The organism is Kamptonema animale CS-326, from assembly GCF_028330895.1.
Classification (GTDB): domain Bacteria; phylum Cyanobacteriota; class Cyanobacteriia; order Cyanobacteriales; family Microcoleaceae; genus Kamptonema; species Kamptonema formosum.
Genome location: NZ_JAQMUA010000136.1, coordinates 1 through 25558 on the forward strand (window position 1 = coordinate 1; position 25558 = coordinate 25558).

Sequence of the window (25558 nt, forward strand, 5' to 3'; positions counted from 1 at the left end):
AAGTACGATCGCTCTCTTGATGTTCTACGGATTGTTAAGGAAATTGATGCCCATATTCATACAAAATCGGGCTTAATGCTGGGACATGGGGAAACGGAAGCGGAGGTGGTGGAGGCTTTGGAGGATTTGCGGGGGGTGGGGTGCGATCGCCTAACTCTGGGTCAATATATGCGCCCTTCTCTGGAACATTTGCCTGTACAAAAATACTGGACACCGGAGGAATTTGACCGTTTGGGCGCGATCGCGCGGGAAATGGGCTTCTCTCATGTTCGATCTGGCCCCCTCGTTCGTAGTTCTTACCACGCCGGAGAAAGCGATTAAACCCCTACCCTGAAAAAATAACTCTCACGAATAGTGCAAATGGGTAACGCTCTCTGGTATTTCTAAATACAGATACGTCTGAATTAATTAGGAGCTTTAACCTATGGCAGAGATCTCCCCGAACCAACTCAAGTCGGACTCCGTTATGAAAACTGGCAAGCCCCCTTATACTTTCCGGGCTGCCTGGTTCCTGCTACTCTTAGCGATCAACTTCTTAGTTGCAGGATATTATTTCCACGTCATTCAATAGTTGCTGCAATCTGACACTTTGCATGGAATTTTAGCCCTTAGCCCCAACCCCTCCGTCACCCTGACGGGAAAAGGTTGGGTAGGGGCTGCCTTGCTTAGCGGTTGCTGGGCTGGGTTATCGAAGACTCTACCTGAGATAGCCGCTGTTGCATTTTGATTAGGTCTTGCTTAATCTCGATCACCATAGTGGCTAAATTGTCAAACATGGGGTCTGCCGATCGCATTCTGGGACTTGTTCTAGTTGTACCGGGACTCGTTGGCGGTTGCGATCGGTTAAATCCTGAAGCTTGAGACTCTAACCTATTGATTTGTCCCCTGAGATCGGAAATTTGACTTTCCAATTGAGTAATACGGTATTCGAGTTGGTACGATCCTTGGGCGGGTGTAAAAATTGGTAAGGTAATTATACCTAAAAATACACCAATACAGAGAATTATTATTTTTTTGATGCGATCGGGTATGATTTGGAGCATGGCTTTACAGTTGTAGCGGCTGCATTTTCTAGGCTAACAACTGTTTCAGATTTTGTGTCTCTATCAGAGGTATGTAATTAAGCTAATTTTATGACAACTAAGAAAGTAGCAATTTTTATCTTTGATGATGCGGAAGTGCTTGACTTCGCCGGGCCTTTTGAAGTGTTTTCTGTCACCTCAGAATTAAATAATTATCAACCTTTTGAGGTTTATACAGTTGCAGAAAAATCCGGTGCTATCTCAGCTCGCAATGGCCTGAGCGTTAATCCCGATTATACCATATCAGATTGCCCGCAACCGGATATTTTAATTGTACCCGGAGGGATAGGAACTCGCATTTTAATGAATCATCAGCCTATAATTGATTGGATAAAATCTTGTGCAGAAATAGCAGAATTAGTGCTTTCTGTCTGCACGGGTTCGTTACTTTTAGCAAAGGCGGGCTTATTAGAAGACTTAGAAGCTACAACTCATCATAAAGCTTTTGATTTATTAATAGAAATTGCTCCGAATACAACTGTCGTGAAAGATCGCCGATTTGTGGATAATGGCAAAATCATTACTTCCGGAGGAATCTCAGCAGGAATTGATATGTCTTTATACGTTGTTGGCAGACTTTTAGGAAAAGAAAAAGCTCACCAAACAGCAGAACACATGGAATATAAACAGTTAACTGCTAATTGCTAATTGCTAATTGCTAATTGCTAATTGCTAATTGCTTAATTGTTAATTTGGAAAAAACGCCGCGTCTCCCCTTCTTCCTTCTTCCTTCTTCCTTCTTCCTTAAGAATCTTCACCCCACACCTTTAACTGTAAATAAACTAACATTAAAGCTCCAATCATCAACAAAGTTGCCGCCGCTGCCGCATAACCGAAATCAAATTGAGCAAAAGCTTGGTCGTAAATGTAATAAACTAACAAATTAGTAGAGTTTAAAGGGCCACCGCCAGTGATGACATAAACTTGCTCAAAACTTCTCAGAGTAAAAATAGCAGTAGTGACAGTAACAAACACCAAAGTAGGTCGTAAACCCGGTAAAGTGATGTGCCAAAATTGCTGCCAAGCGCCAGCACCATCTAATTCTGCGGCTTCATAACGGTTGATAGGAATTGCTTGCAATCCAGCTATGAATATAACCATATTGAAGCCTAATTGCTTCCAAATACTTAACAAAATCAGCACTGGCATTGCCCAAATTGTACTATTTAACCAGGGGACGGAATTTAAACCCAGAGAAATTAATAAATTATTAACGGGGCCATCTGTTTGAAATAGCCACCGCCAACTTAAGCCAACCGCAACTAGGGAAGTAATAGAAGGGATAAAATAAGCAGTACGGAGAAAACCTCGCCCTGCAAATGACCGATTTAATAATACTGCCAAGCCTAAAGGTATAATTAAACTAGGGATGACGGTGGCGACAGTAAAATAGAATGTGTTGCCAATAACTTGCCAAAAATCGGGGCTAATTAGCAGACGGGAGTAATTGTTAAGACCAACTAAACGCACGCCCGAACGGGTGAAACTACCAGCGGTAAAACTGAGGTAAAATAAATAAACGATCGGCCATAGGACAAAAGTACCGAGCAATATCAGAGATGGAGCTAGAAAAATCCAAGCTGCGATCGTGTCATTATCTAGCCAGTTGAAACGCCCAGGCTTAGTCGGAACCATTTGATTTTAGATTTTAACTTTGAGACTTTAAATTATATCATAATACCGTAGGAAATAAAAGTGGAAACTCAAGATATATTCCGAAATTTGACAACTTTAGAAACTGAACGTTTAATCCTGCGAAAGATGACTTTAGATGATGCGGAGGATATGTTCGAGTATGCTTCCGATCCAGATGTGGCAAAATACACTACTTGGGACGCTCATCAATCTATAAAAGATAGTAAATTTTTTCTAAAGATAGTGGTTGAGCGTTACAAAAATCGCCAAATTACTGACTGGGGTATTGTCCATAAAGGAGATGGAAAATTGATCGGTACTTGTGGATTTGCTGAATGTCATCTAATTCACAGCCGCGCCGAAATTGGATATGCACTTTCTAGGAAATATTGGAGAAAAGGGTATATGAGCGAAGCAGTTAGTGCTATTATTAAGTTTGGCTTCCAGACAATGAATTTAAATCGAATTGAAGCTAGATGTGAGGTAGAAAATATTGCTTCAGCTCGTGTGATGGAAAAAGTAGGGATGCAATTTGAAGGTATCTTAAGGCAACATATATTTACTAAAGGTAAATACTGCGACTTAAAAATTTACTCGATTCTGAGACAGGATTTTTTTGGGGAACAATACGGTTAGCAAGCAAGCTAAAGTGGTAAAATCTGGTAAACACCACAGTTTCACTTTAATGAGCAACATCTACTTCAACCTTCGTAAATTCCTAATTGCCTTTACCTTCTTACCTTTGAGTCTCGGCATGAGTGCGATGCCTCTGGCTGGCTACGCCTACGCACAGCAACCGCCAACCTTAACTCTATCTCAAAATCCCGCCTCAATCAACTCTCGTGCTTCACAATTTGTAGGACAGTGGCGATTAAAAGATTATTTACCGATTCCGCTGACAGTTATTTTCACACAAGACGGCAAAATATTTATTCTTCTACCTTCATATTTGACCTCGTTTTTTTCTTCAGGTTCTCCATCTTTTACTGGAGGAACTGTTAGTGCCTTTGAGCTTAGTTACAAAATTAATTCAAGTACCCAACCTATGCAGATTGACGTGACATCACCAGGTGATGAGGGAACTTTAATGACAATTTTTGAGTTCACTCCTGATGGTCAACTGCGTATAGAATGGGAAGGGTTACGTCCGGGAGAAACCAGACCTACTGAGTTTACTGCTGGTGCTATTCTTTTGCAAAGAGTTTCTAATACAACGGCGCTGCCTCGGAATACTCAAATAATTGATTTGGCAGAACAACGAAGACAGGGGCGAGAATCAGAAGGCGAACAATATATTGGTTCTATGAATCGCGCTCAACAAGCTTTCTACGCCGAGAATGAAAAATTTGCTACAGAGATTGATGAATTGGGGTTAGGCATTGAGAAGGAGACACAGAATTACCGCTATCAAATTGTCCCCCAAAGCGGCTCTATTCCCAGTATAATGATGACTGCTGAAGCCAAGAACCCAGAACTAAAAAGCTACACAGGGGCGGTTTTTGTCATCAAAGTTAACGATGAAAATACAACTGTTTCTCTAACTTGCGGCACAGATAAACCATCAACGACACCACCAGCGATGCCAAGGGCTCCTAAGAGTGCAGAAGAGGAAATTAAATGTCCTGTTGGTTCCAGTGCCAAATAATAGTGAAATAGGGGAAAATAGGCATCACGCTCAGATAGGACTTACGCATCCTCTACCATTTTCTGTCATTGCGAGTGAAACGAAGCAATCTAAAACCCCGCTCCTGTCGTTAAAATGCGTAAGTCCTGTGAGATAGTAACTGCTCCAAAAATTAGGCAATTCTTAACTGCTGGAATGCTTGTTTCTATTGCCTTCTACCTTATCCCCTTTCTCTCTTCTTCCTACCGCATAGGATAGGGAACCCATTTAGAATAGTCAGCTAGATGACCCCAATAAGCTGTATAGCCAGTGAATGCCCAAATTAAAGCAGTAGCTACGAGTACAACACTACCAATCAGTCGCAGAGTATGATTAGTTCGCAGATAAAGCGCAGGTGCAGCACAAATGCCGCTTAATCCTGATAAAATAAATCCTATTGCTGAGAGTATGGGCTGCCGAGTCAAACCCAGATTGAGAATTCGCAGACCAATTACTAAGGCAGCAACCCCAGCAAAAAATGCGTAAATAGTCACAGTTAGCAAATCCCACTCATTAGCAAGAGATAAAGATGCGCCGATAAAAAGTATGCCGAATAAAACTGACAATTCGCCGAAGGCAATGTTGAAGCTACCGGGAAGAGGCCAAGTAAAAATCATGTGCAAGCCAGTTGTGAGAGCGATCGCGCCAGTCATTCCAAAACCGGGAATCCACCGTTTTTGCTGAGTACCGTCGAGTCCCAGGTAAACGTAGGACGCGAGTATAAACAGTCCTGCTACCATATTGATGAGCATCAATGGAATATAGTTAACAAACATTAATTTAAGTTCCTTGACGAGAGATAATGGCAAGATATCCTCATTCTATTAGCTTCTATCATTCGCTGCATGAGTACCATTTCCACACTAGCTAATTCCAATACCAGTTTGATTTCGCCGAGCTTAGAGCCATGTTTGCTTGCAGAGGGAGCCCCGTTAAAACTGGGAATTCTCGCTTCTGGTAGTGGTAGTAATTTTGAGGCAATTGCTGAGGCGATCGCGCATCGACAACTCAACGCTCAAGTTCAAGTTGTAATTTACAATAATCCCGATGCCAAAGTTGGAGCGCGAGCTCAAAAATTTGGTGTCCCCGCGATTCTTCTCAACCACCGCGACTACACTAGCCGCGAAGAGTTGGATGCAGTAATTGTCAAGACTTTTCAAGAATATAATGTCGAATGGGTAATTATGGCTGGCTGGATGCGAATTGTCACCCCAGTTTTACTCGATGCTTTCCCCCAAAAAGTTATTAATATTCACCCCAGTTTATTGCCTAGTTTCCCCGGAATTCGAGCTGTGGAACAAGCACTCAAAGCCGGAGTTAAGATTACTGGTTGTACGGTTCATATCGCTTGTTTAAAAGTTGATAGCGGCCCGATTTTAATGCAGGCCGCAGTGCCAGTATTGGTAGATGATACGCCAGAAACCTTACACGCTCGGATACAGGTACAAGAACATAAAACTTTGGTGGGTGCGCTCGCACTTTTAGCGGCTAGGCGTGCTGAAAATTTAGAATAGGTAAAATTTTTCTCGATCGGGGACTTCTGATAAATTTGGGACGAAACTATGCGTAAAATACGGTTGTTTATTGCGTCTAGTCTGGACGGCTACATTGCAAGAGCATCAGGGGATGTTGATTGGTTATTCACTGACTCTGACTACGGTTACGATCAATTTTTTGCCCAAATTGACACCTTAATTATGGGTAATAAGACGTATCAACAAATCCTTGGTTTTGGAGAATATCCCTACAAAGGTAAGGAAAGTTTTGTATTTTCTAACTCTCTTGCTGGCACCAAAGATAACAATGTAGAATTTGTGGGGGGTAATCTGGAAGAATTTATCCATAAGCTGCGTAATATGAATGGCGGTGATATTTGGTTAGTTGGGGGAGGCCAGACAATTCATTATTTCTTGAAATATGGTTTGATCGATGAACTTATTCTCTCGATTCATCCTATAATTCTAGGGAAGGGGATACCGCTAATTGTAAACGATCCCAACCTAGAAACAGCACTTAATTTGAAAGATGTAATCAGATATAATTCTGGGTTATTGCAAGTCTTTTACGATTTGAAAATAAAACCCGCAGACTTAGGTCGATCGTGCAATGGGTAGTTGGTAATTGGTCATCCACTTATGAAAATTTATCCAACCATATTATTTTTAAGTAGTTACATTCAATGCTTCTTAATCCCTTTACTACGTTTCTGTTCGTACATTAATTCATCAGCCTCTACCAGCAATTGTTCTAGTGAAATGCTTTTATCTAAAACGCATTCCTTCACACCAATACTCATAGATAATTGATAGGAACGAGCGTTTTCTTGGTTAAAGCGATCGAGAGCTGCTTGTAGCCGAGTTTGATAGTTCTCTGTATCAACTGAACAGGCGGGGATAAATATTACAAATTCATCACCTCCTAAACGAGCAACGATATCAGAATCACGAAAGGTTTGCTTTAATATGTAAGCTGCTTCAGCTAGAATTCTATCTCCAATTTCATGACCTAAAGAGTCATTAATTTTCTTTAAACCATCTAAGTCAGCAAACAAAAGACAGCAGGACATCTGTGTACGTTTGGCGATTTTTAGCTGCTGATTTGCGAGTAAAAAAAAGCCGCGTCTGTTATATACACCTGTTAATTCATCAGTCATAGATAGCTGCCTTACCTCTGCTTCAGCTCTCAAACGCTCCTGGATTTCCTGCTCTAAAAGTTGATTTTGTTTAATGAGTTGGTGGTATTGCTGTTGAATAAGTAATTGATTTCTCACTCGCATCAGCACTTCTTGCTCTTGAAAAGGTTTCGTGATGTAATCCACAGCACCCATTTCAAAGGCCCGAACTTTATCATTCACCCGATCGAGGGCACTAATAAAGATAATGGGAAGGTCTTGTGTGGCTTCAGCTTCCTTTAGCTGTTGACAAACTTCATAGCCATTCATATCTGGCATATTGATGTCTAATATAATCAAATCTGGGGGGTCGCGATAGGCAGCCTGTAGTGCCATTTTACCATTGAGCGATTTGCGAACAATGTAACCCTGAGACTCCAATATTTTTGATAATAATCGTAAATTATCGGGGTTATCATCTACGATTAAGATATTTGTTTCAGCCGCAGATTTTAGTAAAATATTCATATTTATCTCCTTAAGCCTGGGTGAGAATTGCAATCGCCTCTAACTGAAAGCGATCGACTAGATTGGTCAAAGATTCTACTAGGAATTGATTCTCACTAGGAATTTGAGCAATCAGTTGGCGGAGGATCGTATCGTTGAGATCTAAAGCTGCTTCATTGACTTGAGTAACCCACTCTAACGGCATTATTTTCAAATCTTGTGGGGAGAGGGTTCTGGGTTCTAAAGTTGCAAACTCTGGCCTTAATGGGGATGTTTGAGCGTAACAGTAACGGACTCCCAAATAATGTGCAATTTTGTCGAAGAGTATGGTTTCAGTGAACGGTTTAGCGATATAATCATCGCATCCCGCTTGAATACTGGCAGTGCGGTCTTCTTCAAAAGCATAGGCCGTCAAAGCTACGATCGCCACATTATCCTTTGCACCCCTAGCCCGAATTTGACGAGTTGCTTCATAGCCGTCCATCTCAGGCATTTCAATATCCATAAAAATCAAATGAGGATGCCAATCTTGCCAGCAGGCGATCGCTTCAATCCCGTTGGTAACGGCACAGACTTCAAATCCAACTGACTCCAGCAGTGTTACCAGCAAATGCCGATTTACTAGAACATCCTCTGCTACCAAAATTCGGTAGTTAGGTTGTCCCGGTTCCAAACTGATAACGTGCTGGTTAACTTTAGATTCTATCAGATCGACGGATTCCGCTCGATGTAAGATCGCTTTACAAGTAAAGATTGAGCCTTGATTTAAGGTACTTTGTACGGTGATATCACCGCCCATCAAACGAGCAAACTGACGACTAATAGATAGGCCTAAACCCGTTCCTTGAGCATGGCGACCTCGATCGGTTTGCATAAAAGCTTCAAAGACGGATTCAAGATCGCACAAGGCGATACCGCATCCCGTATCTTCAACTTCAAGATAGAGCGCGATCGCAGCTCCTAAAGCTTCCACCTTTGATGAATCGCTCGCATCATCTATTTCTGGAATGACTTTTATCCTCAAAGTAATACTGCCATTTATCGTAAATTTGATTGCATTGCTAAGCAAGTTAATCAAAATTTGGCGAAGTTTTGCCTGATCGCCATAGACATAGGGAGGAACGTTAATTTCCTGTTCAATTCTGAGCATTAACCCTTTTTCAGACGCTTTGAGAGCAAACATTTCCTGAATAGAATGGATGAATCGGACAATATCGAAGCAAGATTCTGTCAGTACCAATTGACCAGCTTCAATTTTAGACATCTCCAAAACATCATTAATTAAGGTCAACAAATGTTCTCCACTGCGACTGATAATCCCTAGATGCTCTTGAAACTCAGTGGGGATATTTTGGCTGCGGCTCATAATTTGCGTGAACCCCAAAATCGCGTTCATCGGAGTCCGCAATTCGTGGCTCATTTTAGCAAGAAACTGGCTTTTGGCACGGTTGGCGATCGCCGCACGTTCTGCTGCTTGTTCTAATGCTGCCTGGGAAAATTCTAACATTGCTAGCATCAGAGTATTTCGCATCTCAACAGCAGTTTGAAACTCCTCAACTCGCCAGGGGTAAGATTTTTCTTGCACTATTTCTTTCCATAGTTGAAAGGAGTTACGGGGACAGGGTTGTATTTCTCCAACTTCATCGATTCCGATCGCAGCTTGAGGATTACCGGCCCAATTGATCGTTTGAAATTGTTCTGGTCGGAACCAGATAATATGGTAAGACTTTTGTTTAACCTGGTTGAGGGAAATAGAAATAGCTAGAATCCCGCTAGCTTTATCTTTAAACTGCTTTCCATTAGGATAGAGATTAGACAAAAAATTAGTAGCAAATACTCGTTCCGTGTTATGCTGAACCAACCAGGTTAGCAGTTCTTGCACTTCAGTTTCCGAGGGCGTTTGCCCTATTAAAGTTAGCTGTCCGTCCAGCAAAATTGCTGCTCCATAAGCACGAACTAAAACCAGCAATTGCACGGTATTTTTAGTCAAAACCTGTTCAATAAAGTTCGCTTCTCGTAATAATTCTCGCTGAAGTTCCTCCTGAATACCCTTGACTTGCATTCGGTAAAGACGCAACTCTTTCTCTTGCTGACACAATAATTCCAGAGAAGCAAATCTTCCTAATAGTTCGCAGGCCTTGCGAATTTCATAATCTACTAATTTAGGGCTATAGTGCTGACAGGCGATTAATCCCCAGAGGCGTTTGTCATCGATCAAGGAAATTGTCATCGATCCATGAACGCCCATGTTTTGTAAGTATTGAATGTGACATGAAGAAACTCCTCTTAACGTACAAGCACTCATATCTAGCAATTGATTTGTCAGAGGATGTTTGCTCGGAACGATCTGTACAGGAGTGTAATTAATATTGGGAACTTGTAGTACCCAGTTGTGGCAAAATAATACTCTGCATTGCTTAGGAAAATCAATAGCTGGATAGTGAAATCCCAGATAACTTTCTATAATATTTTCCTTTGCCTCAGCAATTACTACCCCAGAATCATCAGTTTCAAAACGGTAGACCATAACGCGATTGAACCCAGTCATTTCCTTGACTTTTCTCGCAATGATCTGAGCTAAATCGGAGAGATTCATCGCATTCCGAAGATCGATAATTGCCGCTTGCAAGCAATGAGAAAAATGGGTTGAATAACTACTTTCTTGAGCAGAGAATGGCACAATTTCTAATATTAGTGCATCTACGATTCGATGTAGCACGCCTGTAAATCTTTGGCTTTTATCTCCCTGTTCTTTTTCTACACTCACCCGCTTGGCTTTTAGCTCAAATGTATTGTAATTTTCTGGGCGATCTTTGGTCAGGATATCACTAATTTTATTCAGTTGTTCGCGACCAAATAACAATTCCAAAGATTGACCAAGTAATTTTTCTGCTGGGATGCCAAAAAACTGTTCTACATTTTCACTGCTTTGCAAAATTTGCAAATGTGGTTCTTGCAGTGTTAAAAGAATGCCATGAGGTTGAATATGATCGGGAATGTACACATATTCATCAGTATGCTTTTCTAAAGCTGTCAGTTGTGAAGGAGTCAGATTTCGGAGGTCTTTGGCATTCAGAGGTTGCATAGTTACAGTCGGCATTGTCGTGGACAAAGGGAAAGAGGGGCTAGGGAAGAAGGGGAAAGAGGGGCTAGGGACTAGGGGCTAGGGGCTAGGGAAAAAAGGGAAAGAGGGGCTACGATGCTATGATGCTCAGGAAAGAAGGGGAAGAAGGGAATAGAATCAGCTAGTTTGGTGGAACTCAGAACGTCTTAACTACCAAGAAGGTTGCTAGAGTTTTTGATTTTCTTTGTTTACAAATTTGAGTTATACTAATTTCACACCTCAACCTAGATTTGAGGTTAATTTTAATTATCTTCTCCTAGTTAATCTAATCATTTGAAAAGTTATACTAGGGAATTGCTTTGAAGCAATTCGAGGATTTGCTCAAACAGATATTTGCTTCCCAGCTCAATCAAATACGCACCAAACTTTGACAGTGATGGAGGCAGTTTACCTGCGAGTTCAACAATCGCATAATCATTGCCACATACAGCAGCATCCTCTAATTTATCCAGCCATTCTTGAGGTAATGAGGCTAGATCTGTTGGAGCGATCAACTCTAACAAATTTTGCTGGGACGAGGATAAAGATACAGGATAATCATCTAATGTAACAGAAGGTTCCGCATACAAATACTCTAACCCTAAATATTCTCTCATCTTGATAAATAAAGTTTCCTCTCGGAAAGGTTTGCTGATGTAATCGTTGCAGCCAGCCGCAAGAGCTAAGTTGCGATCGCTTTGTGAAGCTTGTGCTGTTAGTGCAATAATAATACCATTTTTATTCTCTTCCATTGCTCTAATTTGTCGAGTTGCTTCATAGCCGTCCAGCACAGGCATCCGAATATCCATCCAGGTCAAGTCAGGTTGCCATTCCTGCCACAATTTTACTGCCTCTTTGCCATTGGCAGCTTCCCGTATTTCTAAGCCTAATTGACTCAGTAATTTGACGATTAGCAATCGATTCTCTTGTCGATCGTCCACTACTAAAATACGCCGTTGTTTTTGACCAGGAGCTAGTCCCATGACTATAATATCGGTTTTATATGGGGCGATATTAACTTTGTGTATTGGGCAAACGGGGACGGTAAAGGTAAATGTACTACCTTGTCCGGGAGTGCTATTAACAAAAATTTCTCCGCCCATAATTTCAATCAATTTGCGGCTAATTGTCAAACCCAACCCAGTACCATTTTTTGCCCTCTTTCCAGCCTGTGTCTGAACGAAGGCATCAAAAATGTTGTCAAGTTCTTGAGGGGAAATACCTACTCCGGTATCTGTCACCTCAAATAGTAAACTGGTTTTAGGTGTTACGTTGGAGATTGTAGGATCTAAGTTGCTAATTTTAGGTGCTTCTAAGCCTCGCTCTGTCAAGCTTGGCTCCTCACTCCTGACGCGCAGCGTGATATATCCTCGATCGGTAAACTTAAGGGAATTACTCAGAAGATTGAGTAACACCTGACGCAATTTTTGGGAATCAGCAAGGATGAACTGCGGTAAATTTGGAGCAACGTCAAAATAAAGCTGAAGTTTTTTAGAGTTCACCCGTTCAGCTAACATATTTTGGAGGGAATGAAGCAGGGCAATTAAATCAAATCCCGCTTCTTCCAAGGCAGAGTGTCCAGCTTCGATTTTGGACAGATCTAAAATATCATTAATTAGACTCAGTAAGTAATCTCCACTTCGACCAATAGTTTGTAAATCTTCCTGCAATTCTGGGGTGAGTGCGGGATTCCGAGCCATCACCTGAGTAAAACCTAAAATGGCATTTAAAGGAGTACGTAGTTCGTGGCTCATATTTGCCAGAAAAGTGCTTTTTGCCAGGTTTGCAGATTCTGCTGCTTCCATTGCTTGCCACAATTCAAGTTCTCTGCGTTTGCGATCGCTGATATCTCGTACAATCTTTGATGCCCCAATAATCGCACCTTTTTTGTTCTTAATTAGAGAAATACTTACCGAAACATTGACTAACGTTCCGTCTTTGCGCTGCCGAACTGTTTCATAGTGAGGGATGCTTTTTTCCTGTCTAATTATTGTTAAAATCTGGGCTTCTTCATCTACATAGTTTGCGGGAATTAGTTTGGTTATAGATTGCCCTACTACCTCTAGAGCTGTATAACCAAACATTCTCTCGGCCCCTGCATTCCAGCTTTCAATCACACCATCTAATGACTTACTAATGATGGCATCTTCCGAAGATTCAACGATCGCTGCTAACTGAGAAATCGCTGCTTCGGTTTGTTGTCGCTCGGTAATATCAATCGCGACTCCTCCGACGAGTGTTTGTCTTGATGTTTCGGAAAGTGGGAATTTATAAACTAAAAATTGACCCAAACTACCATCGGCACGAGGTGCTAATTCGATCGCTTCTAAGACTTGTTGGGTTTGGGCAACCTTTTGGATATTCTCAAGAAATCTCTGGGCAAATTCTGATGAAAAAATCTCAAAAATTGACTTGCCAACAATGTCAATTGTTGGCAGTTGAAAGTTTTTTAAATAGGATTGACTAGCGTAGACGATCACCCCATTTGTATCGCTAATCCAGGCAGCAGCCGGACTGTGATTCATAAATAATTGAAAGCGAGTTTCGCTTTGCTGGAGTGCTTCCTCAGCATATTTGCGTAAGCGAAGCTCGCCGTAGGCATCGCTAACATCCTTCATAAAACAGTGATGTCCTATAAACTGGTGTTGCTCGTCATAAATTGAAATCATCACCAATTGTTTATAGAATATAGACCCATCTTTGCGAAGGCCTCTAGCTTCAGCTTCTACTTTGCCGTTTTGCTGCATTTGGTAATAAGCAGCAATCAGTTTATCCACATCATCAGGATGAATGGTTTGCTGCCACATCATCCCTAGCATCTCTTCTGGTTCATATCCTACGGCATTAGCATAGGAGCGATTTACGGATAAATAGCGTCCACTCTTATCCAATTTAGAAATCCCAGATACTGCATTTTCTAGAGAGATTGTCAATTCTTGAAGCTCAGATTCTGCTTGCTTTCGCTCTGTAATATCGGTATGAGAGCCACTCATCCGAATGGCTTTACCTGCATCATTCCAAAGTGCTTGACCGCGATCTAGAATCCATTTGTAGTTCCCGTTTTTACAACGAATGCGATGCTCAGAAATGTAGAAGGGGGTTTTCTTGGTAAGGTGGTCTTGAACAGCCTGCACTACTTTGTCCCGATCGTCGGGATGTAATAGGTTAATTCGGTCTTGGGGATACTTGCCATGTTCGCTATCTAGAAAGCCTAGTATTTCTTTACATCGGGTAGAATAAAATATCTCGTTTGTCTGCATATTCCAATCCCAGATGCCATCGTTATTACCTCGGAGTGCCAGTTGCCAACGTTCTTCGCTCTCCCGTAAATTAGCTTCTATTTGTTGTCGCTCGACAATTTCCTGCTGTAATTGTTGATTTATTGTTCTGGCTCTGCGAGCATGATGCTCTGACTTCTGAGCTAAATAAACAGTTAGTGCTAATATCCAAGCACCGCTCAATCCGCCAAATAAAATAACTTTGGGAAGAAGCGATCGCTCAGTTGATAGCAGTTTTGATGTTGAAAATATTTCGATTTCCCAGTTAATTTCGTATGATTTTAGACTAAATTTTTCCGATTGAGATCTGGGCAATACATCACCACGTTTATAAATTAAATTTGTGCCTTCATAAATACGAATGCTATAGCCTGGTGGCAAGTGTAGAATGCGATCGAACAGAGATTCGATTTGCAATATAATTTGAATGAAACCATTAAAATTGTTCTTAATAAATAAAGGAGTATAGATAGAAAAAATAGTTTCTCCTGGCTGGATGGAAACAGCGGGAGTGATGATAATTTTACGGCGATCGCGCACACCATTGAGAGCTGCTAACTGTTTTGCCTCCTGACGCAGATATAAACTTTTTGCGGCTTCGTTTCCAGTTTTGGGGAGAATCCAACGTACTTGTAGAGATCGGTCAACCCAGGCGATCGTTTGATAGCCTTCAAAATCCCTGAGATAGCTAGCTGCGTCGATTTCCCTTTCGGATTGAGGATTACCCCAGTGAATCTGCCATCGCGTTGCCATGCGCTTCAATGCGTGAATTCGAGTTTCAAGTTCAGCAGTTAAATCGTGCTTAACCGCATTGGATTCTGCTAGAGTCATCTGCCGAAGATAAAACTGTTCCTGCCTTTCAGCTTGTTGCCACAGCCCTAAAACAGCGATCGAGGCAACGATCCCAAGCAACAGTGGTGTCCAATGTCGTCGATCGAGCCTTCTGGCAACCCATTGATACCAATGTTGCTGTTTCACATTTACCACCTCTTAAATTGTTGCTAGCTGTAAATCTTAACTAACTAACTTTGGAACGGTATTATAGTTATTAATCTTAACTATAATAGCAAATTAGAAAAGACTCGATAAATTTTTAGTGCTGGCGATTGTCCTCTCTAGTTCAAAACTGAATCTAATTGAGAAAAAATGAGACTATTTAAAATAGTAATTGACATCAAAAGTTGACAGCCACAAGTGTTCTCTCTCTTTTAGCCTACTGTTCCCGTCTCAAATGTCACTTAGCATAATTATTTCAATTGTGACAGCCAGCCGCAGACATATTTTAATTCTTCAGACTGTAGGGGGATGTTTTATCTACTCAATCCGAAGATGCTTAGGAGCAAGGACTCTGATAGCGGAAACTATACATCTGCTACTCGCGCCACCTTAAAGAAAACTGCGCGAACCCATCTTGTGATGAGGGATATACTATGTATCAAAATTTGCCAATAAATCTGGGACTCTATCACTTACCATTCTCGCTCGCCCAAACTCAAACAGAGCAAGGTATTCAGACAGTAGAAGACGCAGCGCTGCTTTATTCTGGGCCGCAATTTTTTATCGCTTTGATCGCAGGAGTTGTGCTGGCTTGTGCCTTCCAATTGCTGCTGACAAATCTTTCTGTCGCCGCCGGTCTTTCCTATTGGGGGAATCAGTCAAGCGATCGCGACTCTGAAAGCGAAGGCAGTCCCGTCCGTCATATCGGCTCGAAAGTGGGGACTTGGACGCTAATCACAGTAAGTGTGGCGCTCTTTTTTGCCTGCTTGCTGGCTGTAAAACTCAGTCTGATTCGCAGTGTGGGCTTAGGCGCAATTATCGGCTTAGTAGTCTGGGGAACTTACTTCTCCATGCTCGTGTGGGTAAGTTCCACAACAGTCGGCTCTTTAGTCGGTTCCGTTGTCAATACTGCGACTGCTGGCTTTCAAGCAATTGTTGGCACTGCCGCCGCCGCCTTGGGTGCTAAAGCTGCCAAGGATCAAGTCGTAAGCACAGCTAGAGCCGCTGCTGCCGCTGTTGGTCACGAACTAGGGAGCGCGATCGACCCCGTGACTATGCGGGAAACAGTGGAAGATTACATACAAAAACTGAAGCCACCAGAATTAGATTTAAAGGCGATGCGGGGGGAATTTGAAAAACTGCTCAATGACCCGCAACTAAAAGCGATCGCGGGTAGTGAAAATTTGCCTAACCTCGACCGTCAAACCCTTATAGACTTAGTTAGTTCCCGCACCGACTTATCAAAACGCGATGTTAATAAGATCGTAGACCAATTGCAAGATGCCTGGAAGCAAGTAGGCAAGGAAATGCAGCCCAGCGACGGCATTGGTCAATTAGTAGACTACCTCAAATCGGCAAAACCAGGGGAACTACTTTCGGGTAAACTTTCCAGCCAAATCGAAGCAGCGATCGCCAAAATCGGCCCCAACCAAGGTCAAAATCCCTCCATGATGTCCCAAGCCGGCACCATGGCGATCAACGCCTTGATGGGAGTAGTTTTGGGCCGTACAGACCTCTCCGATCTGGATGTGGAAAAAGTTGTCGGTCAACTCAAAGCAGCCAAGAACAAAGTAACCGACCAAGCAGGTAAACTCAGTAATCAGGTGAAAGGCGAACCCGCTGAACCCTTCAGTCCCATTCGCGCTGACGTAGAAAACTACCTGCTCAACGCTTACTCCTGGCAGATGAACCCGCAAACCATAGATCGCGAATTTCGAGAAGCGCTCTATGACCCCACCGCCGATCCTAGAACAGTTCGTCAGGATTTAGAGAAACTCAAAAAGTCCTACTTCGAGGAACTGCTAGCTAGTAGAGGTGTCTTTACTCAAGCCAAAATTAAAGAAATCGCCAATCAGCTCGAAGACGTGCGGCTGAAAGTTTTGCATACAGTTAGGCTTGCTGAAGAGCGAGAAAAAGCTCAAGAGTTGCGGTTCCGCGTGGAAACTTACCTGAAGTTAACCCCCAAAGAGGAACTTACCGCCGAAGGTATTGGTCGCGATTTCAAAGCATTGTTGGAAGATCCAGACGCATCTTACGAACACTTGCAGGAGCGCCTTTCGGTCTACGATCGCGATGCCTTGGTACGGCTACTCAGACACCGCGAAAACATCGGCTGGCACGAGATAGATCCGATCGTCAAGGAATTGGAAAGAGCGCGGGATGTCGCCTTAGCAGATGCTAAAGGTCTACAAGAAGCTGCCCAAACTCGTCTTGATAACCAATGGCAAAGAGTGCAGGAATATCTGCGTTCTACCGGCAAAGAAGAACTCAACCCTGAAGGCATCAAACGCGACTTGCAAAAGGTGCTGGATGACCCAGAATTAGGAATGTGGGCGCTTAGGTCTAGAGCTTCCCATTTTGACCGCGATACCTTGGTGAAACTGCTATCTCAGCGGCAAGATTTGACTGAAGATCAGGTGAATCAAGCGATCGATCAGGTCGAATCAGCTTGGAGTAGCGCACTGCACGCGCCGAAAGCTATTGCCCATAAGGCTAAGGAACAATACGACTCGACAACGAGCGCGATCGCCGATTACCTCCGCAACACTGGCAAGGAAGAACTCAATCCAGAAGGGATTAAGCGCGATTTGAACAAAATGCTCGCAAATCCCAAAGAAGGAGCCTTAGCAGTACGCGATCGCATCTCTCACATGGATCGCGACACCCTGGTAAAACTACTTTCCCAGCGTCAAGATTTAAGCGAAGAGCAAGTCAATCAAGTCATCGACTCCGTACAAGAAACCATCAGCTCCGCCATCAAAGCGCCCCGCCGCTTGGCGAAGCGAGTGCAAGCACAGGCGCGAGATTTCCAAGGTACTTTGGAAGATTACTTGCGGAACACTGGCAAGGACGAACTCAACCCCGAAGCCATCAAACGCGACTTGCAACTATTGTTGCATGACCCCAAAGTAGGGGCTCAGAGTTTGGGGGAACGGCTCTCTCACTTTGACCGCTCTACCATCGTCGCCTTGCTCTCCCAACGCCAAGACATTTCCGAAGCAGAAGCCAATCGGATTGTGGATCAAATTTTGTCAGTGCGCGACCAATTCGTACTGCAAATCCAGAAAATACAAGAGGGAGTTCAAGCCGCGATCGACACAGTTTTAGATAAAATTCGCGATTATCTCAACTCTTTAGATCGGCCAGAACTCAACTATGACGGCATCAAACAGGATGTCCGCACCTTATTTGACGACCCACAGGCGGGATTTGAAGCCTTGCGCGATCGCCTCGGTCAATTCAACCGCGATACCCTCGTAGCGATTATCAGTTCCCGCGAAGACATCTCCGAAGCTGATGCCAATCGCCTCGTAGACCAAATCGAACGAGTTCGCAACACTACCCTGCAACGAGCCGAACGCTTGCAGCAGCAAGCACAACTCCAGTTAGAAAGCATCAAGCGGCAGGCTGAACACCAAGCCGAAGAAACCCGCAAAGCAGCCGAAGTTGCCTCCTGGTGGCTCTTTTTCACCGCCCTCGCTTCTGCGGTAGCATCAGCAGGTGCAGGGGCGTTAGCTGTCATCCGTTAACAATTGCACTTTAGCTATAGCTAGGGGCTAGGGACTAGGGGCTAGGGGCTAGGGAAGAGGGAAAAGGTTACGACCTACAGGATTATGAAGCAGATGTCAGAGCTGGAGTTGCCCTAACCGACGAAAGCGGTTGCTATAAATCAACTTGAAAAAGCCTCTCAGCCGAGAGGCTTTTTTGTGTTGTATAGCTAGGGGGGAAGAAGGGGCTAGGGGCTAGGATGCTCCGATGCTCAGGAAAGAAGAGGAAGAAGGGAAGAGAATTAAGGGTTTGAGGAAACTAAAATGTCCTAACCACCTTGGCGGTTGCTATATATATCTAGAAGGGCACAAGGAAAATTCCCTAAAATCAATAGCTTCAGCAATTAAGAGCCTCCTCACCGTCTTAGCCCTTGCCTTGCTTTATCTGCTGGGATTGGGCGAGATCACCGCCCCTGAGTAGTAAATCAGGTTTAAATAGTATGTTGGGTAGATACTAGGCTAGGTGTAAGGAAGTGAAACCCAACCCACTATCTACAACTCTAGTTGAGTAACACTAGCACTCTACCCAACGTAGAAATGTTACTACTTTATTTGGGTCTCCCTTGGCTGGAACCAGGCTAAATAATTTTTTGCTTCACACTTGATGCTGAGAAAACACAGATAATATAGCAGAAGGCTGAAAAATTTAGCGATCGAGAAGGGCTGAAGGAAAATGCCATAAAATTAATAATAGTTTCAGGGATTAAGAACGTCATCACCGTCTTGGCGGTTGCTATCAGTCATAGATCGTTGCTCACAGATGACTTGCGAGCAGAGGAGCAACGGAGTACAGGAGAATAAAGCTTTGGGCGAAAAGAGGTACTTAATAACTCATAATTCCCCACCTACCCACGCCAAAAGTTAACAACTAACAACCTTCTTCCTTCTTCCTTCTTCTTTCCCATGAATCTTCGCAAAAAAACACTATTAATAATCGGCGCAGCCCTCCTCAGTTTAATTATCGTTCTCTGGGCTACTGCATCAACTATCTTGCTGCATGACTTTAATAATTTAGAGGCTCAGTATGTCCGCCAGGATGTAGCGCGGGCTTTAGATGCTCTTGATGACGATCTATCCCACTTACAGGCAAGCGCTCAAGACTATGCTGAATGGGATGATACTTACGCCTACCTAAAATCACCTAACGATGAATATATCAAGTCTAACTTCGTAGATGCGACCTTTATCTATTTAAGACTTAACTTATTGCTAATTACCGACAACGAAGGTCAAATAGTTTTTAGTAAAGGATTCGACCTAAAAACAGAAACTCCAATCCCGATTCCAGACAGCATCAAAAAATATCTAAGCGCCAACAGTATTCTACTTAGTACCAACAAAAATTCAGCCGATAACCCCACAATTCCCTCTGCTAAAACAGGTATTATTCTTCTCCCCGAAGGCCCCGTACTGATTGCTTCTAGGTCTATCCTTCCTAGCGAAGCCGTCGCACCCCCACGCGGAACACTGATTGTGGGGCGCTACCTCAACGACACCGAAACGAGGCGTTTAGCTGAACTTACACAGTTATCTGTAGATTTTAAATTACCAAGCTTAAATTTTAAATTAGGGCGTGTCAATGCCGATATTGCGGCAGATCGCATTTACAAAATACCTGAAAATCTGCGGTCGAAAATCGAAAACCTCCAATCCGCAGACATACTCATCGAACCCCTAAGCGACAACTCAGTAGCCGGATACGCTCTAATTCGCGATATTTTCGGCGAATTAGCTTTGTTGCTACAAGTCAACGTACAACGAGTAATCTACCAGCAGGGTCAAACTACCTTACGGCTATTTAGCTCATCCCTATTATTGCTAGGTATAGTATTCAGCATTTTAACCCTGCTGCTGCTAGAAAAATTGGTGCTATCTCGCCTATCAGACTTGAGCACTAGCGTCAGTAGCATTGCCGCAAACGGCGACCTCTCCATGCGCGTGCTCATGCCGGGAAAAGATGAATTATCAAACCTAGCCGAGACAATTAACGGTATGTTAGAAGCCTTGCGGAATTCTCAATTTGAGCGCGTAGAAAGCGAAGACCGCTATCGCTTGATGGCAGAAAACTCTACCGACATGATTACCAGGCACGACCCCAAAGGGATTTTTCTCTATGTTTCTCCAGCCTGCCATGCTCTGCTCGGTTATGAACCGGAAGAACTGATCGAAGGTGTACCTAATGATTATTTTCACCCAGAAGACTTAGAAGCGATCGCCAAAGCTCATTCCACAGTTCTTGCCCTCCCAGTTACTTACACCGTCAGCTATCGCATCCGTCGCAAGGACGGTCATTACGTCTGGTTTGAAACCACCAGTCGCGCCATTCGCGAAGCGGAAACGGGGAAAATTCAAGAAATCATTGGTGTTTCTCGCGACATCACCGAACGCAAACAGAGAGAACAAGAATTGCGAGAGAGCGAATCCTCAATTCGGGCATTGTATCAAGTAACTTCCGCTCCTTATACAGATCCAATCAATCGTGTCTCTACCTTCGATCAACGCCTTCAAAATTTACTAGCAATGGGATGCGAACAATTTAACTTAGAATTTGGCATCTTATCTCATATTGAAGGCGACGACTATAAAGTAATTGCCGTCCAGTGTCCCGACAACTCCATTGCTAAAGGGCAAGTATTTGATTTAGAAAAAACCTTTTGCGTTGCTACGGCAATGGCACAAGAACCTCTCTATTTTGAATCCATTAGGTTTTCAGGCTTGTCCTTCGCCCGCAGCGATCCTGCCTTTAATATTGAAGCTTATATGGGAACGCCGGTCATAGTATCAAGCTTAGTTTATGGCACCTTAAGCTTCTGGAGTCCTAACTCTCTCAACGAACCTTTTAAAGCAGTAGATAAAGAACTTTTAAAACTGATGGCCCAGTGGGTGGGTGGCGAACTAGAACGACAGCAAACTGCGGTAGATTTGGCGCAAGCCCGCGACCAAGCTCTCGCTGCTACTAGGGCGAAAAGTGAATTTTTGGCAACTATGAGCCACGAAATTCGCACTCCTATGAACGCAGTGATCGGCATGACTGGTTTGCTTCTCGATACTTCGCTTACTACTGAGCAGCGAGATTTTGTAGAAACTATCCGCAGCAGCGGCGATGCTTTGCTAACGCTAATTAATGATATTTTAGATTTTTCCAAAATTGAATCCGGCAAACTTGATTTAGAGGAACATCCCTTCGATCTCCGAAACTGTATTGAAGAATCTATTGATTTGGTCAGTGCTAGAGCTGCGGAAAAAAACCTAGAATTAGCTTATTTAATTGAACCTTCTGTGCCGAGTACGGTAGTGGGGGATAGTACTCGATTACGGCAAATTTTGGTAAACTTACTCAGCAATGCAGTGAAATTTACTGCGGCAGGAGAAGTTATAGTCTCAGTTATGGCTCGCAATATCCCTGCTTATAATATTAATAATTCGCTGTTGGCTAATAGTCAACAAGAACAATTAGAATGTAGTAGCGAACAATTAGGAATTATTAAACAGTATGAAATTATATTCGCTGTCAAAGATACTGGCATCGGCATTCCTCTGAATCGAATGGATCGGTTGTTTAAATCTTTTAGCCAGTTGGATTCTTCTACAACACGCCATTATGGAGGTACAGGTTTAGGCTTGGCAATTAGCAAGCGCTTAGCAGAAATGATGGGCGGGAGAATGTGGGTAGAAAGTATGGGCGGGTCTGCCGGAACTCCCCCGGAGGATTTTCGCGCTTCAATTTTTGATTGGAGATTTCAGGAAACTGTGGATAATTTCAAAGATTTTGAGGGGGAGAGATCTAATAATTTAAAATCTAAGTTATCTAATTCAAAATCTACAGGTTCTACATTTTATTTCACTGTTAATGCTCTCTGCGACCCCAGTTATTTAACACTTAATTTGAACAATATTCAACCACAATTAGCTGGAAAGTGGCTGCTAATTGTGGATGACAATACTACTAACCGCCAAATTCTTACGTTGCAAGCTCAGTCGTGGGGAATGTTAGTCCGTGCTGGTTGCTCGGCTAGCGAGGCTTTAGATTGGCTATCTCAGAAAGAGCCATTTGACGTGGCTATTTTGGATATGCAAATGCCGGAGATGGATGGATTGCGATTAGCGGCGCAAATTCGTCAACACCCAAATTGTCAAGATTTGCCTTTAATAATGCTGACTTCTATGGGCAGACAAGAGGCCGCGATCGGCAATGATTGCGAGATTGAATTTGCCGCATTTTTGAATAAGCCAATCAAACAATCTCAGTTGTACAATGTTTTAATTAATCTATTTAGCGACCAACCTGTTGTAGATGGATGGGCGGGTAATAATGGGCAATGTTCGCCAGCAAATATACCCCTACTTGCGGAACAATATCCCCTACGGATTCTGTTAGCTGATGACCATTTGGTGAATCAGAAGGTGGCTTTACAAATTTTGCAGCGGATGGGTTATCGCGCTGATGTAGCGGGGAATGGTAAGGAAGTTTTAGAGGCTTTACGTCGCTTGCGTTATGATGTGGTGCTGATGGATGTGCAGATGCCAGAAATGGATGGCTTGGAAGCTTCGCGCCGGATCTGTGCAGAATGGCCTCCGGGTTTGAGGCCGCGAATTATTGCGATGACGGCGAATGCGATGCAGGGCGATCGCGAAGAGTGTTTGGAAGCTGGCATGGATGACTATGTAAGCAAGCCAATCCGCAGAGCGCAACTTGTGGAAGCTTTATCCCAGTGTCAGCCTCGAATAGCAGTAGAGGGAAAAGATGGGGGAGCTCTTGAGCGGGGAAGAGGTAAATCCTCCCCATCCTCCCCATCCTCCCAATCTCCCCCATCTCCCCCATCTCCCCCATCTCCCCTCCTTCCCCCCTGTCTTGATGCCAATATTTTAGAGGGGTTACGCGATGTAGAAGCTCTCGATGAGGTGATTGATATTTACCTAGAAACTGCTCCCAAATTACTAGAAGATATAGGGATTTCTTTAGTGTCGGCAGATATATTGGCTCTGCGGCCAGCGGCCCATTCTTTAAAGTCAATTAGTGGTACTCTTGGTGCTTTAATTCTATATGAACTTTGCCAGCAACTTGAAACAATGGCCAGGGTTAGTATTAATGAGGGTAAGCCTTTACCGCTAGAGTCAGTTGCGATTTTTCAGCAGATTGAGGCTGAGTATGAAAGAGTAAAGGAGGCTTTGCAAATGGAAAAGCAGCATTCTCAAATGTAGAGGCAGGAGGCAGGAGGTAGAAGGCAGGAGGAATAGATTACTAATATAAATTACCAACTAAGCTTTTCTTACTGACTTACGCTTAAATGCAAAAACCGCACTAAAACTAATTAAACCTACAAGTGTAGAGGGTTCCGGTATAGTTACTGTACCTGGGGTCGCATCACTCGGAGTGTTCTGTGTCCAAGTGGAATTCCGCACATCGCTCGTTGGACGGCTATCCGAGTAGTTAATACTAAAGTTATAAGTAGAAGTATCACTAAGTGTATTATCCTGCTGGACGCTTGCCTGTGCTAATTCAAAGCTTACTGGAGTTTGCTCCTGCTTGTTCGCTTCAAAAGCCTTGGCTGGATAGCTTACGATCGCACTCGCGCCGACAAGCAGCGTAGTGCCAATTAAAAGCCATCTGATAGTCTTGTACATGGTGTTCGCCTCTACACTTTTGATGGTACAATTGTTAAACCCTGAAGCAGTCGAGGGCTTAACCTCGTTCCAGAGAATTTTTTGATGTTATCTGTTTCCAAAAACAGTTTTCCATCTCACCGAGAATCCTAAATTGTATTTAGTAGGATTTTTCCCCTCCTATTTTCTCTTCTAACCCCATCTAATTTTATAAAATCTAGAGGCTAGATTTTATGAAGATATGGTGTGATTTCCCCTAAAATTAAGTAAAGCTTTGCTAAAGTTCAAGACTGACTTTTCAATCTCAGCACCCTCTTAGGAAGTTGCCAACTTTAGCTGCGGCTAACTCCAAAACTGGTGGCGGCTCTACTAGGGCAAATCTAACATAACCTTCTCCAGCTTTGCCAAAACCTGCACCAGGTGAAACTGCTACTCCTGTTTTTTGTACTAATTCCATACAAAATTTTACAGAATCTTGATTCCAAGGCTCAGGTAATTTAGCCCATACATACATAGTAGCAGCAGGCTCAGGCACTTGCCAACCAATGCTATGAAGTGCTCCGACAAAGGCATCCCGCCGCTGCCGAAAGGTTTCAACTGTTGCTGTCACACTGTCTTGAGGGCCAGTTAATGCTGCGATCGCGCCGTTCAAAATACCTCTGTACTGGTTGAAGTCAATGGCGGCTTTCACTTTTCGTAGGGCCTCTATTAACTGACTATTCCCGATCGCATATCCGACTCGAAACCCCCCCATGTTGTAGGATTTGGAAAGGGTAAAAAACTCAATAGACACGCTTTTTTGGGGGTCAGCTTGCAAAATGGAAGGGGCGGTATCGCAACGGGATAACTCCCCTGAAAATACTAAATCTACATAAGGGAAATCGTGAACTAAAACCAGGTCATGTTCCTGACAAAAGGCAACGGCTTTTTGGAAGAAAGAGAGAGGCGCGATCGCGGTTGTAGGATTGTGAGGATAGCTCAGTACCATCATCCTCGACTGAGCAAGTACAGCAGTGGGAATGTCTTCCAACACAGGTAAAAAGCCATTCTCCGCCTGCAAAGGCATCGGATAAATCTGGCCGGAAGCTAAGTAAACACCGCCTGCATGAGAAGGATAACCCGGATCGAGCAACAGGGCAAAATCGCCAGGATTGAGCACTGCTAAGGGTAAATGAGCCGTCCCTTCCTGGGAACCAATTAAAGGCAAAACTTCAGTTTCCGGGTCAACTTGAATACCGAATTTCTGGGCGTACCAATTCGCCGCCGCTTCTCGAAAAGCTTTAGTACCGTTAAAGAGTAAATAGCCATGAGTGCTGCTATCAGATAAAGACTCTGCGATCGCATCTATGACATTCTGTGCCGTTGGCAAATCCGAAGAACCCAGAGACAAATCAATCGTCTTCTGTCCCGCCGCTTTAGCTAAGGCCTTAGCTCGATCCATATCCGCAAATACATTCGATTTTAGGGGTTCTAAACGTTTCGCCAACTGCATAATATTAATTGGTAATTGGTAATTGGTAATTGGTAATTG

The 25558-nt window shown here is 43.3% G+C and carries 18 protein-coding genes; 10 read left to right on the forward strand and 8 right to left on the reverse strand.

The genetic code is table 11. The annotated features are described in order from the left end of the window. Both PN499_RS08230 and psaX read left to right on the forward strand, forming a co-directional pair. A partial coding sequence (locus tag PN499_RS08230; RefSeq protein WP_272031299.1) for a lipoyl synthase occupies window positions 1–321 on the forward strand: 321 nt, incomplete at its 5' end. 103 nt (window positions 322–424) lie between these two features. Then, a complete protein-coding gene (gene psaX, locus PN499_RS08235) occupies window positions 425–571 on the forward strand; it encodes a photosystem I protein PsaX (protein ID WP_272031301.1) in 147 nt (48 codons plus the stop codon). 94 nt (window positions 572–665) lie between these two features. Here the strand turns inward: psaX and PN499_RS08240 are convergent, their stop codons facing one another. After that, window positions 666–1043, reverse strand: a complete 378-nt coding sequence (locus PN499_RS08240) for a hypothetical protein (RefSeq protein WP_272031302.1) — start codon at window positions 1041–1043, stop codon at window positions 666–668. Between the two features lie 90 nt (window positions 1044–1133). Between PN499_RS08240 and PN499_RS08245 the strand changes: the two genes are divergently transcribed. After that, window positions 1134–1730, forward strand: a complete 597-nt coding sequence (locus PN499_RS08245; RefSeq protein ID WP_272031303.1) for a DJ-1/PfpI family protein — start codon at window positions 1134–1136, stop codon at window positions 1728–1730. A 96-nt stretch (window positions 1731–1826) separates the two neighbouring features. On the opposite strand, the gene PN499_RS08250 is transcribed toward PN499_RS08245, so the two are convergent. Continuing rightward, window positions 1827–2717 carry a carbohydrate ABC transporter permease gene (locus PN499_RS08250; RefSeq protein WP_272031305.1) on the reverse strand — a complete coding sequence of 297 codons (891 nt, stop codon included), beginning with the start codon at window positions 2715–2717 and terminating at the stop codon, window positions 1827–1829. A 60-nt stretch (window positions 2718–2777) separates the two neighbouring features. Between PN499_RS08250 and PN499_RS08255 the strand changes: the two genes are divergently transcribed. Continuing rightward, on the forward strand, window positions 2778–3353 hold the full coding sequence (locus PN499_RS08255; RefSeq protein ID WP_272031307.1) for a GNAT family N-acetyltransferase: 576 nt from the start codon (window positions 2778–2780) through the stop codon (window positions 3351–3353). A 49-nt stretch (window positions 3354–3402) separates the two neighbouring features. Continuing rightward, on the forward strand, window positions 3403–4362 hold the full coding sequence (locus PN499_RS08260; protein ID WP_272031308.1) for a type IV pilin-like G/H family protein: 960 nt from the start codon (window positions 3403–3405) through the stop codon (window positions 4360–4362). A gap of 221 nt (window positions 4363–4583) precedes the next feature. Here PN499_RS08260 and PN499_RS08265 read toward each other — a convergent pair whose 3' ends face one another. Next, window positions 4584–5156, reverse strand: coding sequence for a DUF981 family protein (locus PN499_RS08265; protein WP_272031309.1), 573 nt, complete (start codon window positions 5154–5156; stop codon window positions 4584–4586). Between the two features lie 69 nt (window positions 5157–5225). Here PN499_RS08265 and purN point away from each other — a divergent pair, with 69 nt between their 5' ends. Both purN and PN499_RS08275 read left to right on the forward strand, forming a co-directional pair. Beyond that, window positions 5226–5894, forward strand: a complete 669-nt coding sequence (purN, locus tag PN499_RS08270; protein WP_272031310.1) for a phosphoribosylglycinamide formyltransferase — start codon at window positions 5226–5228, stop codon at window positions 5892–5894. Between the two features lie 48 nt (window positions 5895–5942). Continuing rightward, a complete protein-coding gene (locus PN499_RS08275; RefSeq protein WP_272031311.1) occupies window positions 5943–6494 on the forward strand; it encodes a dihydrofolate reductase family protein in 552 nt (183 codons plus the stop codon). Window positions 6495–6556: 62 nt separating this feature from the next. Here the strand turns inward: PN499_RS08275 and PN499_RS08280 are convergent, their stop codons facing one another. From PN499_RS08280 to PN499_RS08290, 3 genes are all read right to left on the reverse strand, one after another. Then, window positions 6557–7519, reverse strand: a complete 963-nt coding sequence (locus tag PN499_RS08280; RefSeq protein ID WP_272031312.1) for a GGDEF domain-containing response regulator — start codon at window positions 7517–7519, stop codon at window positions 6557–6559. A gap of 10 nt (window positions 7520–7529) precedes the next feature. Next, on the reverse strand, window positions 7530–10598 hold the full coding sequence (locus PN499_RS08285; protein ID WP_272031314.1) for a response regulator: 3069 nt from the start codon (window positions 10596–10598) through the stop codon (window positions 7530–7532). Window positions 10599–10903: 305 nt separating this feature from the next. Then, on the reverse strand, window positions 10904–14857 hold the full coding sequence (locus tag PN499_RS08290; RefSeq protein WP_272031316.1) for a PAS domain S-box protein: 3954 nt from the start codon (window positions 14855–14857) through the stop codon (window positions 10904–10906). A 452-nt stretch (window positions 14858–15309) separates the two neighbouring features. Here PN499_RS08290 and PN499_RS08295 point away from each other — a divergent pair, with 452 nt between their 5' ends. From PN499_RS08295 to PN499_RS08305, 3 genes are all read left to right on the forward strand, one after another. Then, window positions 15310–18405, forward strand: coding sequence for an MFS transporter (locus PN499_RS08295; RefSeq protein WP_272031317.1), 3096 nt, complete (start codon window positions 15310–15312; stop codon window positions 18403–18405). A 226-nt stretch (window positions 18406–18631) separates the two neighbouring features. Continuing rightward, a complete protein-coding gene (locus PN499_RS08300) occupies window positions 18632–18844 on the forward strand; it encodes a hypothetical protein (protein WP_272031318.1) in 213 nt (70 codons plus the stop codon). Window positions 18845–19326: 482 nt separating this feature from the next. Beyond that, entirely contained in the window at window positions 19327–23625 is a 4299-nt protein-coding gene (locus tag PN499_RS08305; RefSeq protein ID WP_272031319.1) for a response regulator, read from the forward strand. Window positions 23626–23682: 57 nt separating this feature from the next. On the opposite strand, the gene PN499_RS08310 is transcribed toward PN499_RS08305, so the two are convergent. Both PN499_RS08310 and PN499_RS08315 read right to left on the reverse strand, forming a co-directional pair. Then, on the reverse strand, window positions 23683–24048 hold the full coding sequence (locus PN499_RS08310; protein ID WP_272031321.1) for a PEP-CTERM sorting domain-containing protein: 366 nt from the start codon (window positions 24046–24048) through the stop codon (window positions 23683–23685). Window positions 24049–24331: 283 nt separating this feature from the next. Beyond that, window positions 24332–25519: an LL-diaminopimelate aminotransferase gene (locus tag PN499_RS08315; RefSeq protein ID WP_272031323.1), complete on the reverse strand. Its 1188-nt coding sequence runs from the start codon at window positions 25517–25519 to the stop codon at window positions 24332–24334. Window positions 25520–25558 lie beyond the last annotated feature (39 nt).

What these genes read in the sequence shown, in the direction of transcription:
- PN499_RS08250 (WP_272031305.1), bottom strand. Translation starts at nt 2,717, where the DNA reads ATGGTTCCGACTAAGCCTGGGCGTTTCAACTGGCTAGATAATGACACG.
- PN499_RS08265 (WP_272031309.1), bottom strand. Translation starts at nt 5,156, where the DNA reads ATGTTTGTTAACTATATTCCATTGATGCTCATCAATATGGTAGCAGGA.
- PN499_RS08315 (WP_272031323.1), bottom strand. Translation starts at nt 25,519, where the DNA reads ATGCAGTTGGCGAAACGTTTAGAACCCCTAAAATCGAATGTATTTGCG.
- PN499_RS08260 (WP_272031308.1), top strand. Translation starts at nt 3,403, where the DNA reads ATGAGCAACATCTACTTCAACCTTCGTAAATTCCTAATTGCCTTTACC.
- PN499_RS08280 (WP_272031312.1), bottom strand. Translation starts at nt 7,519, where the DNA reads ATGAATATTTTACTAAAATCTGCGGCTGAAACAAATATCTTAATCGTA.
- purN (WP_272031310.1), top strand. Translation starts at nt 5,226, where the DNA reads ATGAGTACCATTTCCACACTAGCTAATTCCAATACCAGTTTGATTTCG.
- PN499_RS08295 (WP_272031317.1), top strand. Translation starts at nt 15,310, where the DNA reads ATGTATCAAAATTTGCCAATAAATCTGGGACTCTATCACTTACCATTC.
- PN499_RS08240 (WP_272031302.1), bottom strand. Translation starts at nt 1,043, where the DNA reads ATGCTCCAAATCATACCCGATCGCATCAAAAAAATAATAATTCTCTGT.
- PN499_RS08310 (WP_272031321.1), bottom strand. Translation starts at nt 24,048, where the DNA reads ATGTACAAGACTATCAGATGGCTTTTAATTGGCACTACGCTGCTTGTC.
- psaX (WP_272031301.1), top strand. Translation starts at nt 425, where the DNA reads ATGGCAGAGATCTCCCCGAACCAACTCAAGTCGGACTCCGTTATGAAA.
- PN499_RS08285 (WP_272031314.1), bottom strand. Translation starts at nt 10,598, where the DNA reads ATGCCGACTGTAACTATGCAACCTCTGAATGCCAAAGACCTCCGAAAT.
- PN499_RS08305 (WP_272031319.1), top strand. Translation starts at nt 19,327, where the DNA reads ATGAATCTTCGCAAAAAAACACTATTAATAATCGGCGCAGCCCTCCTC.
- PN499_RS08275 (WP_272031311.1), top strand. Translation starts at nt 5,943, where the DNA reads ATGCGTAAAATACGGTTGTTTATTGCGTCTAGTCTGGACGGCTACATT.
- PN499_RS08300 (WP_272031318.1), top strand. Translation starts at nt 18,632, where the DNA reads ATGCTCAGGAAAGAAGAGGAAGAAGGGAAGAGAATTAAGGGTTTGAGG.
- PN499_RS08245 (WP_272031303.1), top strand. Translation starts at nt 1,134, where the DNA reads ATGACAACTAAGAAAGTAGCAATTTTTATCTTTGATGATGCGGAAGTG.